The organism is Pseudomonas sp. KH_021 (assembly GCF_057838865.1).
In genome coordinates, this window is the sequence record NZ_CM174477.1 from 2,010,758 (window position 1) to 2,025,303 (window position 14,546).

The following is a 14,546-nucleotide window of genomic DNA, read 5'->3' on the forward strand; positions in this document are numbered from 1 at the left end:
CGTTGCCGTTTACGCGTTGGCAGGCAACTCGATGTCAAACCGTGTCCAGCCTGGCGCCGATTCGCAACGAATCGTGCCGCCATGGGCACGGATGATCGACTGTGTGATGGCCAGGCCCAGCCCTGCATGTTCACTGCTGCCCTCCCGGCGTGCAGGGTCCGCGCGGTAGAAGCGATCGAACAGGCGCGGCAACAGGTTGGGGTCGATGCCCGCACCGCTGTTTTCTATCTGCACCTTGACCTGTTTGTCTGCCTGCAGGATCGTGGTGCGGATCTCTCCCCCTGACGGTGTGAATCGCAGGGCGTTGTCCAACAGGTTGGACAGTGCCCGGCGCAGCATACTGCGGTCCCCGGCCAGCCTGGCATCGCCGTCACGGCTCATGCGGATGCCGGAGTCTTCGGCCAGTGGCGCGAAAAACTCCAGCAAGGCGTCGCTTTCCTCGGCCATCGACAAGGGCGCGCAATGGGGTATCAGCAGCCCATGGTCAGCCTTGGCCAGATAGAGCATGTCATTGACCAATTGGGCCATCCATTGCAGTTCTTCGAGGTTGCCGTGCAGGGTCTCACGGTACTCCTCAAGTGTCCGCGGGCGGGTCAGGGTCACTTGGGTGTGGGTGAGCAAATTGGACAGAGGCGTGCGCAGTTCGTGGGCAATGTCGGCGGAGAATGCCGACAGCCGCTGGAAGGCGTCGTCCAGGCGTTCAAGCATGGCATTGAAGGTCTGGGCCAGATCGGCCAGCTCGGACGGCATTTGCGAGTGCGGCAAGCGCAGTGTCAGCGAGCGTGCAGACACTTCGGCAGCGACTTCGCTCATGCGTCTCAAGGGCCGCAGCCCGCTTCGGGCAGCCCAGGCGCCGAGCAGCGCGGTCGCCAGGGCTGAGAGGCCGACCGTCATCCAGATCAGCCGCTGCATGCGTTGCAGGAAGTGTTGGTGGTGGGTGATGTCGAGCAGCAGTATCAGTCGCGGTGAATCGCCTTGCTGTGGGTTCAAGGTCGTGCTCAACGTGCGGTAGTCACTACCTTTACTTTGCAGGGTGGCCAATTCCGTCGTGGGGGCGGGGGAGGGCAAGCCCGGCTCGCTGTCGAACCAGACCTGGCCGTCGCGGCCCTGAATGCGCAGCTTCAGGTCCGGTTGATGATTGAGCTCCTGGCGCAAGGTATCCAGGTGGGCGATAAGATCGGCCTGGGTTTCCAGACCCTCCAGGGCCTGACGCAGGCCCGGCAATTTGCTGCTCAGCAATTGTTGGTCAAGTTCGATGAAATGCGCTTCGCTGGCGCGATTGAACAGCACCCCGGCTGTCAGTGAGACCACGGCTGTGCAGCCGGCAAACAGCAAGGCCAGACGGGTGCTCAGGGACAATTTGCGCATCAGGCGGGACGCTCTTCCAGTACATAGCCCATGCCGCGCACGGTATGGATTAGCTTATGTTTGTGGGCGTCGTCGATCTTCAGGCGCAAACGACGAATCGCCACTTCGATCACATTGGTGTCGCTGTCGAAGTTCATGTCCCAAACTTGGGAGGCGATCAGCGATTTGGGTAGCACTTCACCCTGGCGGCGCAGAAGCAGTTCGAGCAGAGTAAACTCCTTGGCCGTCAGGTCGATGCGCTGGCCGGCTCGTTCCACTCGTCGGCGGATCAAGTCCAGGCGCAAGTCGGCCAGGGCCAGGGCGGTTTCCTGTGGGGCGCTTGAGCCGCGCCGCAGCAAGGTGCGTACGCGAGCCAAAAGTTCGGAAAAGGCGAAGGGTTTGACCAGATAGTCGTCGGCGCCCAGCTCCAGGCCGTGTACCCGGTCTTCGACCGCATCGCGGGCGGTCAGAAACAGCACCGGCAGATCCAGCCCGGCTTGGCGCACGGCCTGGAGGATCTGCCAGCCATCGCGGCCCGGTAACATCACATCAAGGATCAATAGGGCGTAGTCACCGGTCAATGCCAGGTGCTGGCCTTCTAGCCCATCGGTGACCCATTCTGTACTGAAACCGGCTTCACTCAGCCCTTGGCGCAGATAATGGCCGGTTTTCGGTTGGTCTTCGACGATCAGCAGTTTCATGGAGCCCTCATGGCGTGACGAGGCGGGCTTTATACCGCGCTTTGGCGCCCAATCTGCACAAACTGACAAAGTTGTAATCTTTTCGTCAGCTCAACGCCAGCGGTGACTGTCTACAGTGGCGCATAGCTTGAATATCGCTTGAAGGAGTTACGATGAAGCGCACGGCTTTAGCCGCTTTTCTGATGGTACTGAGCCTGCCGCTGATGGCCTCGCCCGGTGAGCATTTCAATTTCGGCCATCCGGCACCGACTGCCCAGGCGCAGCGCACAGTGGAGGTGAACATGGGCGACATGTTCTTTGAGTCGCGTGCGCTGCAAGTCAAGGCAGGGGAGACAATACGCTTTGTCGTGCATAACAACGACAAGCTGGCCCACGAGTTCAACCTGGGTGATGCGGCCATGCATGCCCGTCATCAACAGGAAATGCTCCAGATGCAGGCGCATGCTGCCATGGGGCACCCGATGAAACATGAAGATCCCAATACGGTGCTGGTCGAGCCCGGGAAAACGGCTGAGTTGACCTGGACCTTTACCAGCGCACAACCGCTGGAGTTCGCCTGTAATGTCCCGGGGCACTACCAGGCCGGCATGGTGGGCAAGCTTGCGGTCGTCAAATAGCCAGGAAGGGGGCAAAACCGATAGACTATGGCGGTTTATCCAGTCCAGGTTTTAGCCATGCATCCCGCAGCCGAACACTCGCCGTTGGGCAAGTCCAGCGAATACATCTCTACCTACACTCCCTCATTGCTGTTTTCGATTCCACGGACAGCCAAATGGGCAGAGCTGGGGCTGACCGCCGAAACCCTGCCTTATCAGGGCGTGGATTTCTGGAACTGCTTCGAGTTGTCCTGGTTGCTGCCATCAGGCAAGCCGGTGGTGGCCATTGGCGAATTCAGCATTCCCGCCGACTCGCCCAATATCATTGAGTCCAAGTCGTTCAAGCTGTACCTCAACTCGCTCAATCAGACACCCTTCGAGTCCAACGAGGCGCTGGTCGGTTGCCTGGAGCGGGACTTGTCGAGCGCTGCGGGCAAGCCGGTTGGCGTGCGCATTCGCAGCCTGGCCGAGGTTCAGGCCGAAGGGGTCGCGCCGATGCCAGGTGTTTGCATCGACGAGCTCGATATCACCATCAGCAACTATGAGCAGCCGCAACCCGAACTGCTGCGTTGCGATGCCGGGCGCATCGTCGAAGAGAGCCTGCACAGCCACTTGCTCAAGTCCAACTGCCCAGTGACCGGCCAGCCAGACTGGGGCAGCGTGGGCGTGCATTATCGTGGGGCGGCGCTGGATCATGCCAGCCTGCTGGAGTATCTGGTCAGCTTTCGCCAGCACGCCGACTTCCACGAGCAATGCGTAGAGCGGATCTTCCTGGATCTGCAGCGCTTGCTTAAGCCCGAACACCTTACGGTGTTTGCGCGCTATGTGCGCCGTGGTGGGTTGGATATCAACCCTTATCGCAGCACGGATGCGCTGAAGGTACAGAACCTGCGTCTGGTTCGTCAGTAACCGGCAGGCGGTCGGTAGGAGCAGGGTTTACCTGCGATCAGGACAACACGATCTACCTGATACACCGCGGCGCGGCCATCGCAGTGGTCCGGCACTCCGGCAAGGCGGGCTCCTACCCTGACGGTGGCGCAACCCCGCCTGCTAGGAGCAGGGTTTACCCGCGATAAGCATGCCGCAGGGAAGACTTAGATGCCCATGCTCTGTAGTGTCTGGACAATGTTGCGCAAGGTCTGGGTCAGCGCTGGGTGCTCGGCATCGAAGCGTTCTACCGCCAGGTTCACGCCATCGACCAGGCTTGTCTCCGGGGCGGCATTCTCAAGTTTTATCTGGGCGTCGAGCTGTTCCATCAATTTGTGAAGCTCGTCGCGTTCCTCAAGGGAAAGCGGTGGATTCTGTTCCAATTGCTCGCGCAAGGTATCGAGTTTCTCTTGCAGTTCGCGGGCAGGCATGGCGATCTCCCTTTAATAATAGGCACAGCCATGGACCCGCTTGGCGCTTGAAAGGTTCATGGCCTGCTTTCAGATTAATCCACTTGCGCGCGGTCTGCATGATCCCGATCAATTGCAATATTCAAGGGCGCTCGCCTTTGAGGCGCCGTTGACCAATATCGGCCAGGCAGTCCTGCAGCTCTTCCAGATGGTCGATGACTGAGTGGACGCCCAAACCATAGAGCGCCAGCGTCGCCTTGCTGCGTTTGAGTTCCTGCTGGCGGGCATCCAGCGCTTGCCACTGCTGGCTAGAGAGCCCGCAGAGCGAGCCGCAGGAGGCCAAGCCAATGGTCCACAGGCCGGCGTTGAGCCCTGATTGCAAAAGCCTTGGATCGCCGCTGACCAGTATGCAGCCGTCGATGCACGGAGTTTTCAGGTGCATCAGGGCCTGCCAGCAGGCATCCGGTGCTGGCCACGGGGTTTGCTTGGGCGGATTGCTGATGGCGGTGATCCAGTCCGGCAGGCTGGCGGCCAGCTTGCGTCCGGTCTGGGCCGGCAACTCGTCCAGCCAGGCGCAAGGGATGTTTTGTACGCGCAGGGCATTGAGGGTTTCCAAAGCGCCTGGCGTTGGCTTGACTGAGGTGACGGCCTGGTCTGGCTTCGCGCAGGCCTGGGCGCCAAAGTCCACCAGGCAACCGCGCAGGCCGAACAGAAGGGCGGTTACCTTGGGGGCGGGAGATGGCATGGCAAATCATCCGTGACAAATAGCGCTCAAGCGTACCGCACGTGCATGACAGAGCTATGTCGATGGGATGACATTGGGTGGCACCAAAGTGCCATCTGTGCCTAATTTTTAGCAGACGCTTTATACTGCATTCATTTGCGCAGGCAATTTGCCTGCCACCGTGATTGTCGAGGAGTAAACGTATGCGTTTGATCGGTGAGGGGTTGATCGATCGTCTGGCCCGTGCCTGCCTGTGTGCAAGTGTCGTGCTGGTGCCGATGGTGGCCCAGGCCGCGGAGGAGGATCCATGGGAAGGCATTAACCGGCCCATCTTCCGATTCAACGATACCGTCGACACCTACGCGCTCAAACCGATCGCGCAAGGCTACCAGGCAATTACGCCGCAGTTTCTTGAAGACGGCATTCACAATGTGTTCAACAACATTGGTGATGTCGGCAACCTGGCCAACAACGTGCTGCAGCTCAAGCCGCAGGCGGCAGGCGTCGATACCGCGCGTTTGATCTTCAATACCAGCTTCGGCCTGCTGGGCTTCTTCGATGTGGGCACCAAAATGGGCCTGCAGCGCAACGATGAAGACTTTGGCCAGACCCTGGGTTATTGGGGCGTAGGCAGTGGCCCGTATGTGATGCTGCCGTTACTGGGTCCGAGCACCGTTCGCGATGCCATTGCCAAGTACCCGGACACCTATACCGCACCCTATCGCTACATGGATCACATCCCCACCCGGAACGTGGCAGAAGCGGTCAAAGTCGTGGACATGCGCACCGCATTGCTACCAGCCGAAAAGCTGATCAATGGCGATAAATACACCTTTATTCGCAACGCCTACCTGCAGAACCGTGAGTTCAAGGTCAAGGATGGCGAGGTTGAGGACGATTTTTGATTGAGCGTGTAGCAACAGAAGGCCCAATCAGTTAAGCCTCTGCTTGCGCTTAGCTCTGCGGTTTACCCTGTGAATGAAGGGAGGAAGGCCGTATCAAGGCTTCCAGGCGCTTGCCTTGGGTATTGCGCTGTTGCCCAAATCGAGCGCCGCCCGCGCGGCGCATTCGCCGGCTAAAGCCGGCTCCCACATTGGTTGCAACGTGCCATGGCCTGCAGGATCGGCGTTGTTAGCCTTGGTGGTTCGGCTCTGGATTTTTTTGGTTTCGGTGGGGGTTGCGCGATTGCGCGTGGCTGGCAACGCCAATCTCACAGGCCATGGTGCGTTGCAACAAATGTAGGAGCCGGCTTTAGCCGCGATGCGCCGCGCGGGCGGCGCTCGATCTCAAGAGCAAAGGAAAACCCAAGACGGGCACCATGTGGCTAATGCCTTCTTTGTTTCAAATAAATACGAGCCAAGGGTATGGCGCTCTTGAAATCCTCCCCAACCTTCCTTTGTGTCACGCGCGGACGGTTTTTTATAACCCTTGGTGATTTACGTAGGAAAAGTCCTCAAGCGACCATCGGTGTGAGCTTGAAACGCTTGGCGGATGGGAGTACCGTCTGCGCCTTACAGGGCACCTCTGGATTTGCTGTGTAGGGCTTCTTGTCCTACAACTCATAGCAGAGAGGCTAGAAGTGATTCCGGTAGTGTGTTCAGGCTTGGCCTGGCTTCCTACGTCAACTTAATTTCTGGCGCCGTTTGCCCACATGCAGAAACCCAGTGCCACACTGCTGATAATCGATGATGACGATGTAGTGCGCGCAAGCCTTGCGGCCTACCTTGAAGACAGTGGCTTCAGCGTCCTGCAGGCAAGCAATGGCCTGCAAGGTCTCCAGGTATTCGAGCAACAAAAGCCCGATCTTGTGATTTGTGACTTGCGCATGCCGCAGGTGGGCGGGCTTGAGCTGATCCGTCAGGTGACCGAGCGTGCACCGGACTTGCCGGTTATCGTAGTGTCGGGCGCAGGTGTCATGAACGACGCAGTCGAGGCCCTACGCCTGGGCGCTGCCGATTACCTGATCAAGCCGCTGGAAGACCTCGCCGTGCTCGAGCACTCGGTTCGCCGCGCGCTGGATCGCGCTCGTCTAGTGATGGAAAACCAACGCTACCGAGAGAAACTCGAAACGGCCAACCGCGAGCTGGAGGCGAGCCTGCATCTACTGCAGGAGGACCAGACTGCTGGTCGTCAGGTGCAGATGAACATGCTGCCCGAAAGCCCGTGGCAGGCGGATGACCTGGCGTTCGAGCACCAGATCATCCCGTCGTTGTACTTGTCCGGTGACTTTGTCGATTACTTCCGGGTGGACGAGCGTCGTATCGCGTTTTACCTTGCGGACGTGTCGGGCCATGGCGCCTCTTCGGCTTTCGTGACCGTATTGCTCAAGTTCATGACCACCCGGCTGTTGTTCGAGTTCAAGCGTAGTAGTGCTTTGCGCTCGTTCAAGCCCTCGGAAGTGTTGAGCCATATCAACCGCGGCCTGATCAACTGCAAGCTGGGCAAGCATGTCACAATGGTGGGCGGTGTGATCGATGAAGACACCGGGCTGCTGACCTACAGCATTGGTGGGCATTTGCCGTTGCCTGTGCTGTATACGCCGGGGCAAACGCGCTATTTGGAAGGTCGTGGCCTGCCTGTGGGATTGTTCAATGAAGCCGCTTACACCGATCATGTGCTGGAGCTGCCACCCAGCTTCAGCCTGACGTTGTTGTCTGATGGCATTCTGGACCTTTTGCCCGGCGAGACACTCAAAGATAAAGAAGCGGCACTGCCTGAAATAGTCAGTGCCGCGGGCGGCAGCCTGGATGGCCTGCGGCATCGGTTTGGTTTAGCTACGCTTGGGGAGATGCCGGATGATATCGCCCTATTGGTGTTAAGCAGGAATCTTCAATGAGTACCGGTAGAATCCAGTTTGCCGAGCAGGAAGGCACCTTTGTGCTGAAGTTCGTCGGTGAAGTACGCCTGACCCTTTGCTCAGCGTTGGATGCGACTATTGAGCGGATCTTCACGGCGCTGAATTTTTCGGCGATCGTCATCGACCTGACTGAAACGCGCAGTATCGACAGCACAACCTTGGGCTTGCTGGCCAAGTTGTCGATCCTTTCGCGGCAGAAAGTGGGTCTTTTACCCACCGTGGTGACCACTCACGAAGACATCACCCGGCTGCTGCAGTCGATGGGCTTCGATCAGGTTTTCAATATCGTCAACCAGCCGGTCCCTTGCCCTGAGTGCCTGGCAGACCTGCCTTCGCAAGACCAGTCCGAAGACGTAGTCAAGGCCAAGGTGTTGGAGGCGCACAAAATCCTGATGGGCTTGAACGACTCCAATCGTGAAGCTTTTCACGATTTGGTCAACGCTCTGGAGCGCACCTGATCGTTTTCCAGGGCGCCCGCAGGCGCACTGGCTAAACTCCCTTATTCGCGTTCCCCCTGTAAAAACTCTGTAGATGTCGAGCCGTCGGCGTTCATCTGAAAGATTTCCCGGGGTTGCCCCTGCTCGTTGAAAAATACCTGCCCCAGGCCTGCGCTGTTCCATAAGCGCTCGCCGGATTTACTGTGCGCGGGTGTGCGGGGCAGTACGTCCATTTCACGTCGCTTGGTGAACCAGTTCAATGGCGAGCGGGGGGCATATAACCAGCGGTTGAGGCGATCGAAACTGTCCAGTAGGCGCCTTGGGAACTCATTCTTGATCCCGCTGCTGGTGATCTGCCAAATCCGCGGGCCGCGGTCACGGTGACGGATCACGACTTCATAGACGAATGAATAGTGCACGTCTCCTGACAGAATCACGTAATTCCCCGGCGTGCGTGAGTGTCTAAAGATATTCAGGATCACCTTCGCGGCACCACGATGAGCCATCCAGTTTTCCGCATCCACCAGCAGTGGATAACCCAGCCAACTGAATACTCGTTGTATGGTCTCGATGAGCTTGACCCCAAAAAGTGGCGCGGGTGACACCACAATAGCGCTCGGGTGGTCGATCAGTTCTTGCTGGAATTCGCACAACGCTTCCCAGTCCAGAAGGCCGGAGGGCCGTTGCAAGTCACTTTCACTGCGCCAGCGGCGGGTGCGGGTGTCCAGCACCATCAGGGCGGGTGTGGTGGGAAGCACATATTGCCAATCGTGAAAGCGCAGCAATTGATCGATCAAGGCGTCTTGCCTGGAGGCGTTCAGTTGCGTGCCTGAGCCGGGGATCATCGCTTTAAGGCTTTTGAGTGGCTGGGTAAACACATCGGGATAGTTTCCCCAGCCCTGGCATAGCAGGTAAGCGATCAGCGCGTTGCCAATGATCCGACGGGAGAAAGGGTGGCCATAGGCGGTCTGTTCCCATTGCGCGCTGAGATTCCAGTCATCGGTGATGTCGTGATCGTCGAAGATCATCAGGCAAGGGAGGTGGGCAAATACTCTTGCTACCCCATCCAATCCTGCCTTGAAGGCATCGATGTGGGTTTGCTCCAGTGCATAACGCTCGCGCTGTTCGAGCGTCAGCTCAGGTGCGGTCGGATCGATCAGTGTCCAGGGTGTAGGCGACCACACCAACAGATACATCGCCATCACTTCGGCAAAGGTCACCAGGTGATTGTCAGCGCTGCTGCTGGTGAAAATCGGTTTGCTGACGCCACCAAAGAAACGTTCGCGTACAGATTGGTTGCGCTGCAGGGCAGGCAGCAGGTCCACCCGCTGATAGTAGCTGGCTGGGTGCGTATACAACGCATCGCTATGGGTAACGACCGCCCCTTCCAATTGCTCGCCAAACAAGCCAAGACGTTCGATCAACGCATGAATGGCCCGCAGCATGGGGCCGGCCACATCGTCGGCGTAGATCTGATCGCCGCTCATCATCAATAGCGCGGGGCGTTCATGGGCATCGTGTTGGCTGGCCAGCAATCGGTCAGCACAGAGCAGGCCGTCGGCGGTCGGGTGATGGGGTTTGCGACAGGAGCCATGCAACAGGTGGTCAAGCCGCGCGCGCACCACGAAATTGGGCTGATGTGCCTGGCCATACAGCAGGTGTGGGGCCCATTGCGCGATCCCCTGCCGCGTGCCGCAGGCATCGGTGATGAGCAAGTCATAGTCGATTTGTTCGTCGCAGGGCAGCGCTGACGGGAGCTTCAGATCGATCAAATGGATGAAGGCATGCTCACCAATGGCAATGATCTGGCAGCTTTCTTCGTCAAGTCGATGCTCTGACGCGTTGCGACCTGCTGTCAGGCGCAGCGTCAGTGGTAAGGGCTTTGAGCCCACGAGCCACATCACCAACCGGGATGCCTCGATGCGACGCAACATCGGGCCGACCAAAACAGGTGCAAGGGTGGAGCAGTAATCGGTGGGGGCAGGCATGAGGGCGGATAACTCTACTCGTGCAGGAGGCGACCTGGGTCTTTGCGGGCTGTCGATAAAGCTGAACCGGGTTCGGCTCGTTCGCGAGAGCTGACTATATTATTTGAAATGCAATAACTCAAGTTTCTATTTTGTATGTAGGAAATTATTCCTTCAAATGTAAGTGTAAGTATATAAATAAGTGAGAAATAGTATTTGGTGGTGGTGGGTTGTGGGGTTTATGTGCTCAATTGATTCAGTTCTTTTCATTGCGTGCAATTAAGTATTGAGCTGGTACTATCGCTTCGCACAAGGGTTGGTATAAATGGCTTCTCGCGGGTTCTGTTTTTCGGGATTTGCTGGGGCGTCGATAGTTTCCGTTCGGTAGTTGTAAGTTTATATATCCAAGAGGGTAGTCATGGTGCTTAACTCCAACCACCATCCAGATTCTGTGACAGCAAAGTCTTCCATCAGCTTGAGTAAGGTAACGCTCGACAAGGAGCGTCCTTCGATCAGTCTCGAAAAAAACACTGGGACCTTTGGTGAAATCAAGGTCAATCTCAATTGGAGTCCGGCAAAGGCTGGAGGCTTTTTTTCGCGCAACAAAACGATCGATCTCGACGTGGGCTGCCTGTTCGAACTGCAAAACGGCAGCAAGGGGGCGGTCCAAGCCCTGGGGAACTCATTCGGCAGTCTCGATGCAGCGCCCTATGTCCAATTGATTGGCGATGACAGAACGGGTTCGCTGGCGGGCGGCGAGTGGCTGCACATCAATGGCGCCCAATGGGGTGAGGTTCGCCGTTTGCTGATCTATGCCTTCATCTACGATGGCGCGCCCAATTGGAAACAAACCGATGCGGTGGTGACGATCCATATCCCCGGCCAGCCGGACATCGAGGTACGCCTCAATGAGGAAGGTGGCAAAGACAAGGTTTGTGCAATCGCCCTGCTGGAAAACGTCAACGGCGCAGTCAAAGTATCTCGGTGTGTGAACTTTCATTCGGGGCACGCGACGATGGACAAAGCCTACGATTGGGGAATGCGTTGGACCACCGGCTCTAAATAAAAGTCTTGGCGGGGCTACATCCCCCCCTCTCTGAAAGGAACTCGCATGTTGGGCTGGATTAAATCGAGCGCGGCAATGGCTCGCGAAAAGCTGACCGTGGAAATCACTAAGTTCAAGAATAAAGATTTTATGCAGGCGACAACCGCCGGTTGCGCCATTGTCGCGGCCGCAGACGGTGATATCTCGTCGGTCGAAAAAACCAAGATGGTGGGGTTTATCAAGAACTCTGAGGAGCTTAAGGTTTTTGAACTGTCAGATGTAATTGATTCGTTTTCCACTCATTGCGCAAAGTTTGACTTCGATGCACAGATTGGCCGCGCTGAGGCCCTGAAGGTTGTTGGCAAGATAAGAGGCAATGAAGGCGCCGCTCGGCTGTTGGTTCGTGTTGTTTGCTCGGTGGGTGCGGCGGACGGTGATTTCGATGACCTGGAAAAAGCAGCCTGCCGCTTGATCTGTCTTGAGCTGGGCCTTGATCCATCTGAATTCGAATTGTAGGAGTCAGTACCGTGGAAACACAAATCGGTTTCCCACCCTTGACCATGGCCGTGTTTGTGGGCATTGCAGTGGGGGCGTTGCTTCTGGATATGGTAAGCAATCGCGGTGACAAGCCGGTGTCGTTAACCAAGGCATCCGTTTGGTCGATATTCTGGATCGCAATATCTTTGGCATTCGCAGGCTTTTTGTATATTCAGCATGGCGCTGAAGTGGCAAGCCTGTTTGTGACAGGATACGCACTCGAAAAAGTACTCAGCGTAGACAACCTTTTCGTGTTCATGGCGATTTTCACCTGGTTCAAAGTACCTGATGGCTTGCGTCATCGAGTGCTTTACTGGGGCATTATCGGCGCTATTGTTTTCCGTGGCTTTTTTGTTGCTGTGGGGACTGGTCTGCTGGCCTTTGGTCCGTGGGTCGAGGTCGTATTTGCCTTAATCGTTGCGTGGACGGCCGTCATGATGCTGAGGGCGGGTGCTGATGACGATCAGGAGCCGGACTATTCTCGACACATGGCTTATCGTTTTGCGCAGAAGCTTTTTCCCGTGTGGCCAAAGTTGTACGGTAACCAATTTTTCGTCACCCGCAAGGACCTGCAGGTCGAACTTCAAAAGCCAGAGAACAAAGGCATGACATTGGCGGCGAAGGGTACGGTGTTCGCGACACCACTCTTTCTTTGTCTGGTCGTAGCCGAAGTGTCGGATGTGCTATTCGCATTTGACTCTGTTCCGGCGATTATCGCCGTGAGCCGCGAACCGCTGATTGTCTATTCGGCCATGCTTTTCGCCATTCTGGGTCTACGCACCATGTACTTCGTCCTCGAAGCGCTGAAGCGTTACCTGGTGCATCTTGAAAAAGCCGTTATTGCGCTGTTGTTTTTTATCGCTATCAAACTGGGTTTGAATGCGACTGATCATCTATTCCAGCATGGTTACACCATTGGCGCCAACACCAGTTTGATGATTGTCATGGTTGTGCTCGCTGTCGGTGTCGTTGCGAGTTTGATCTTCCCAGAAAGACAAGACATTCAATCTGAAAGTAATTGAGCGGCAACGCTGACTACAAGGAGTTTCACTGATGACACTGACGCTACAGAAAGGTGGCAATCTTTCCCTGAGCAAAACTGATGCGAGCTTGACGAAACTATTGATTGGGCTCGGCTGGGACCCTCGCGCTACTGATGGCACGGAGTTTGACTTGGACGCCAGCGCTTTCCTGTTGGGAGCGAACGACAGGGTTCGAAGTGCCGCCGACTTTATCTTTTATAATCAGTTGAAAAGTCTTGATGGCTCGGTTGTACATACTGGGGATAACCGTACCGGTGAGGGTGATGGTGATGATGAAGTCTTGATGGTCGACTTGAGTCTGGTCCCAGAGGACATTGATAAGGTCGCTTTCGTTGTCACTATTCATGACGCCGATCTTCGTCGACAGAATTTCGGGCAGGTAAAAGGCGCGTACATCCACGTTGCCAATCAGGTTACGGGTGCGGAAGTCGTGCGCTTTGATTTGGCTGAAGATGCGTCGATCGAAACCGCGATGGTTTTCGCTGAGCTGTATCGACACAACGGCGAATGGAAGTTCCGCGCCGTCGGTCAAGGTTACGCCGGTGGCCTGAAAGCATTGGCCAACTCCTATGGCATGAGCTTCTGACGGCTGCATTTGAGTCAGGTCGAAATGAAAAATTAAGGAATGTGCAAATGGCGATAAGTCTGTCAAAGGGCGGCAATGTTTCGCTCAGTAAAGAAGCTCCGGGGTTGAGCGAGGTTGTCGTTGGGCTGGGCTGGGACCCACGTGTCACGGATGGCTCCAAGTTTGATCTTGATGCTTCGGTTTTCATTGTGGGCGAGAACGGCAAAGTACTGGATGACGCCAGCTTCATTTTTTACAACAACACGTTATCCGCTGATGGGTCGGTCCAGCACATGGGCGATAATCAGTCGGGAACCGGTGATGGCGATGACGAGCAGGTCACTGTCGGGCTAAATAACTTGGGTGTCTCGGTTAAAAAGCTGGTTTTTGCAGTCACGATCCACGATGCAGCAGAACGTAAGCAAAGCTTCGGTCAGGTGTCCAATGCCTACATTCGAGTCGTAAACAAGGCTGACGGTAGCGAGTTGGCGCGATATGACTTGAGCGAAGACGCCTCGAATGAAACAGCCATGATTTTCGGCGAACTTTATCGGGCTGGCGAGGAATTCAAGTTCAAGGCCATCGGTCAAGGTTTTGTCGGAGGCCTGAAGCCTTTGGCCGAGGCGCATGGCGTTAGTATCGCTTAGCCTGCACGCTCATTGAAAAAGCCCCGATATCGGGGCTTTTTCTTTGGTCTTTTTTGAGGTTCAAATCAGCGTTGAGCTAATTCGCTACGTTTTTTCAAGCGACGGCGTACCGGAATGAATAGCGCCAAGAAAACTACGGTAACAAGCCCGAAGAATAGCGTGTTGAACCATGGGAATGGCTGTTCGCGGCTGTCTGTAGCCTCGATGTAGGTAATGTTGGGGAAAGCTGACAGAATCTGAATGCGCCAGCCATAGTGGCGAATGAGCGCCAGCTGTTCGGGGTTGCGCGAATAGCCCTGAGCTTTAGCCTGAATATCTGCTGAGTCAAACTTGAAATACCACGGGAAACTCCAGCCTGTGTCTTCGTTGCGATAGACAACCACCTTTTTTGAATCCGGGTTCTCGGTGTTGATGAAGTAGACATCCCGTGTCGGGCCGTCTGCGGGGTTCTCGGCGTTGATGACACCATCATTGTCCATGCGTTTGACTTCAACGCCAGTAATCAAGACAACTTCATGCCTGGGCAGTACGTAGTAAAGCCCCAGCGCGCTGATACCCACGACTAGCAAAACTGCCCCAACCATCAAACCCTTCAACCACTTCATATAAGCACTCCATTTTTGATGGTTGGAATTCTGCCTTAAATCGAAAGAGCCGGGGACTCGACTTGATAGTTTAAATCGTCACAGACATCTACTGAAATGATTAGGGATTTGTACGTAAAGAAAAGGGCGACCTGAGTC

15 protein-coding genes and 1 pseudogene are annotated in these 14,546 nt (G+C 56.1%); 10 read left to right on the plus strand and 6 right to left on the minus strand.

From position 1 onward, the window contains the following. Positions 1 to 9: 9 nt before the first annotated feature. Entirely contained in the window at positions 10 to 1,368 is a 1,359-nt protein-coding gene (locus AC3IX4_RS09415) for a heavy metal sensor histidine kinase (protein WP_489260274.1), read from the minus strand. After that, a complete protein-coding gene (locus AC3IX4_RS09420; RefSeq protein ID WP_489260275.1) occupies positions 1,368 to 2,048 on the minus strand; it encodes a heavy metal response regulator transcription factor in 681 nt (226 codons plus the stop codon). Before AC3IX4_RS09420 ends, AC3IX4_RS09415 begins: the two co-directional genes overlap by 1 nt. Positions 2,049 to 2,200: 152 nt before the next feature. On the opposite strand from AC3IX4_RS09420, the gene AC3IX4_RS09425 reads away from it, so the two are divergent. Beyond that, on the plus strand, positions 2,201 to 2,665 hold the full coding sequence (locus tag AC3IX4_RS09425; RefSeq protein ID WP_489260276.1) for a cupredoxin domain-containing protein: 465 nt from the start codon (positions 2,201 to 2,203) through the stop codon (positions 2,663 to 2,665). A gap of 57 nt (positions 2,666 to 2,722) precedes the next feature. After that, on the plus strand, positions 2,723 to 3,553 hold the full coding sequence (gene queF / locus AC3IX4_RS09430; protein ID WP_489260277.1) for an NADPH-dependent 7-cyano-7-deazaguanine reductase QueF: 831 nt from the start codon (positions 2,723 to 2,725) through the stop codon (positions 3,551 to 3,553). A 185-nt stretch (positions 3,554 to 3,738) separates the two neighbouring features. On the opposite strand, the gene AC3IX4_RS09435 is transcribed toward queF, so the two are convergent. Further along, positions 3,739 to 4,002, minus strand: a complete 264-nt coding sequence (locus tag AC3IX4_RS09435) for a DUF4404 family protein (RefSeq protein WP_489260278.1) — start codon at positions 4,000 to 4,002, stop codon at positions 3,739 to 3,741. Between the two features lie 121 nt (positions 4,003 to 4,123). After that, positions 4,124 to 4,726, minus strand: coding sequence for an HAD superfamily inactivated hydrolase PcrP (gene pcrP, locus AC3IX4_RS09440; RefSeq protein ID WP_489260279.1), 603 nt, complete (start codon positions 4,724 to 4,726; stop codon positions 4,124 to 4,126). A 182-nt stretch (positions 4,727 to 4,908) separates the two neighbouring features. Between pcrP and AC3IX4_RS09445 the strand changes: the two genes are divergently transcribed. The 3 genes from AC3IX4_RS09445 (at position 4,909) to rssC (ending at position 8,020) form a co-directional block, all read left to right on the plus strand. Beyond that, positions 4,909 to 5,610 carry an MlaA family lipoprotein gene (locus AC3IX4_RS09445; protein ID WP_489260280.1) on the plus strand — a complete coding sequence of 234 codons (702 nt, stop codon included), beginning with the start codon at positions 4,909 to 4,911 and terminating at the stop codon, positions 5,608 to 5,610. Between the two features lie 746 nt (positions 5,611 to 6,356). Beyond that, a complete protein-coding gene (rssB, locus tag AC3IX4_RS09450; protein ID WP_489260281.1) occupies positions 6,357 to 7,541 on the plus strand; it encodes a two-component system response regulator RssB in 1,185 nt (394 codons plus the stop codon). Beyond that, positions 7,538 to 8,020 (plus strand): anti-sigma factor antagonist RssC, encoded by a 483-nt coding sequence (gene rssC, locus AC3IX4_RS09455; RefSeq protein WP_489260282.1) that lies wholly within the window; start codon positions 7,538 to 7,540, stop codon positions 8,018 to 8,020. Before rssB ends, rssC begins: the two co-directional genes overlap by 4 nt. Before the next feature lie 41 nt (positions 8,021 to 8,061). Here the strand turns inward: rssC and AC3IX4_RS09460 are convergent, their stop codons facing one another. Beyond that, positions 8,062 to 9,987 (minus strand): alkaline phosphatase D family protein, encoded by a 1,926-nt coding sequence (locus tag AC3IX4_RS09460; RefSeq protein WP_489260283.1) that lies wholly within the window; start codon positions 9,985 to 9,987, stop codon positions 8,062 to 8,064. Between the two features lie 436 nt (positions 9,988 to 10,423). Here AC3IX4_RS09460 and AC3IX4_RS09465 point away from each other — a divergent pair. From AC3IX4_RS09465 to AC3IX4_RS09485, 5 genes and pseudogenes are all read left to right on the plus strand, one after another. Continuing rightward, positions 10,424 to 11,032 (plus strand): annotated as a pseudogene (locus AC3IX4_RS09465) (TerD family protein); the annotation flags it as partial. 45 nt (positions 11,033 to 11,077) lie between these two features. Continuing rightward, positions 11,078 to 11,527 carry a tellurite resistance TerB family protein gene (locus tag AC3IX4_RS09470; RefSeq protein WP_489260284.1) on the plus strand — a complete coding sequence of 150 codons (450 nt, stop codon included), beginning with the start codon at positions 11,078 to 11,080 and terminating at the stop codon, positions 11,525 to 11,527. Between the two features lie 44 nt (positions 11,528 to 11,571). Continuing rightward, the gene (locus tag AC3IX4_RS09475; RefSeq protein WP_489261261.1) at positions 11,572 to 12,570 is read left to right on the plus strand and encodes a TerC/Alx family metal homeostasis membrane protein; all 999 of its coding nucleotides are present in this window, start codon (positions 11,572 to 11,574) and stop codon (positions 12,568 to 12,570) included. Between the two features lie 31 nt (positions 12,571 to 12,601). After that, the gene (locus tag AC3IX4_RS09480) at positions 12,602 to 13,177 is read left to right on the plus strand and encodes a TerD family protein (RefSeq protein ID WP_489260285.1); all 576 of its coding nucleotides are present in this window, start codon (positions 12,602 to 12,604) and stop codon (positions 13,175 to 13,177) included. 47 nt (positions 13,178 to 13,224) lie between these two features. Further along, positions 13,225 to 13,803 carry a TerD family protein gene (locus tag AC3IX4_RS09485; protein ID WP_489260286.1) on the plus strand — a complete coding sequence of 193 codons (579 nt, stop codon included), beginning with the start codon at positions 13,225 to 13,227 and terminating at the stop codon, positions 13,801 to 13,803. Positions 13,804 to 13,868: 65 nt separating this feature from the next. Here the strand turns inward: AC3IX4_RS09485 and AC3IX4_RS09490 are convergent, their stop codons facing one another. After that, on the minus strand, positions 13,869 to 14,408 hold the full coding sequence (locus AC3IX4_RS09490; RefSeq protein WP_489260287.1) for a DUF1523 family protein: 540 nt from the start codon (positions 14,406 to 14,408) through the stop codon (positions 13,869 to 13,871). Between the last annotated feature and the right edge of the window lie 138 nt (positions 14,409 to 14,546).

Bases quoted from the DNA above. Each gene is read 5' to 3' on its own strand.
- rssC (WP_489260282.1), top strand. From the start codon at position 7,538: ATGAGTACCGGTAGAATCCAGTTTGCCGAGCAGGAAGGCACCTTTGTG.
- queF (WP_489260277.1), top strand. From the start codon at position 2,723: ATGCATCCCGCAGCCGAACACTCGCCGTTGGGCAAGTCCAGCGAATAC.
- AC3IX4_RS09475 (WP_489261261.1), top strand. From the start codon at position 11,572: ATGGCCGTGTTTGTGGGCATTGCAGTGGGGGCGTTGCTTCTGGATATG.
- AC3IX4_RS09480 (WP_489260285.1), top strand. From the start codon at position 12,602: ATGACACTGACGCTACAGAAAGGTGGCAATCTTTCCCTGAGCAAAACT.
- rssB (WP_489260281.1), top strand. From the start codon at position 6,357: ATGCAGAAACCCAGTGCCACACTGCTGATAATCGATGATGACGATGTA.
- AC3IX4_RS09420 (WP_489260275.1), bottom strand. From the start codon at position 2,048: ATGAAACTGCTGATCGTCGAAGACCAACCGAAAACCGGCCATTATCTG.
- AC3IX4_RS09435 (WP_489260278.1), bottom strand. From the start codon at position 4,002: ATGCCTGCCCGCGAACTGCAAGAGAAACTCGATACCTTGCGCGAGCAA.
- AC3IX4_RS09470 (WP_489260284.1), top strand. From the start codon at position 11,078: ATGTTGGGCTGGATTAAATCGAGCGCGGCAATGGCTCGCGAAAAGCTG.
- AC3IX4_RS09485 (WP_489260286.1), top strand. From the start codon at position 13,225: ATGGCGATAAGTCTGTCAAAGGGCGGCAATGTTTCGCTCAGTAAAGAA.
- AC3IX4_RS09490 (WP_489260287.1), bottom strand. From the start codon at position 14,408: ATGAAGTGGTTGAAGGGTTTGATGGTTGGGGCAGTTTTGCTAGTCGTG.
- AC3IX4_RS09445 (WP_489260280.1), top strand. From the start codon at position 4,909: ATGCGTTTGATCGGTGAGGGGTTGATCGATCGTCTGGCCCGTGCCTGC.
- AC3IX4_RS09460 (WP_489260283.1), bottom strand. From the start codon at position 9,987: ATGCCTGCCCCCACCGATTACTGCTCCACCCTTGCACCTGTTTTGGTC.
- AC3IX4_RS09425 (WP_489260276.1), top strand. From the start codon at position 2,201: ATGAAGCGCACGGCTTTAGCCGCTTTTCTGATGGTACTGAGCCTGCCG.
- AC3IX4_RS09415 (WP_489260274.1), bottom strand. From the start codon at position 1,368: ATGCGCAAATTGTCCCTGAGCACCCGTCTGGCCTTGCTGTTTGCCGGC.
- pcrP (WP_489260279.1), bottom strand. From the start codon at position 4,726: ATGCCATCTCCCGCCCCCAAGGTAACCGCCCTTCTGTTCGGCCTGCGC.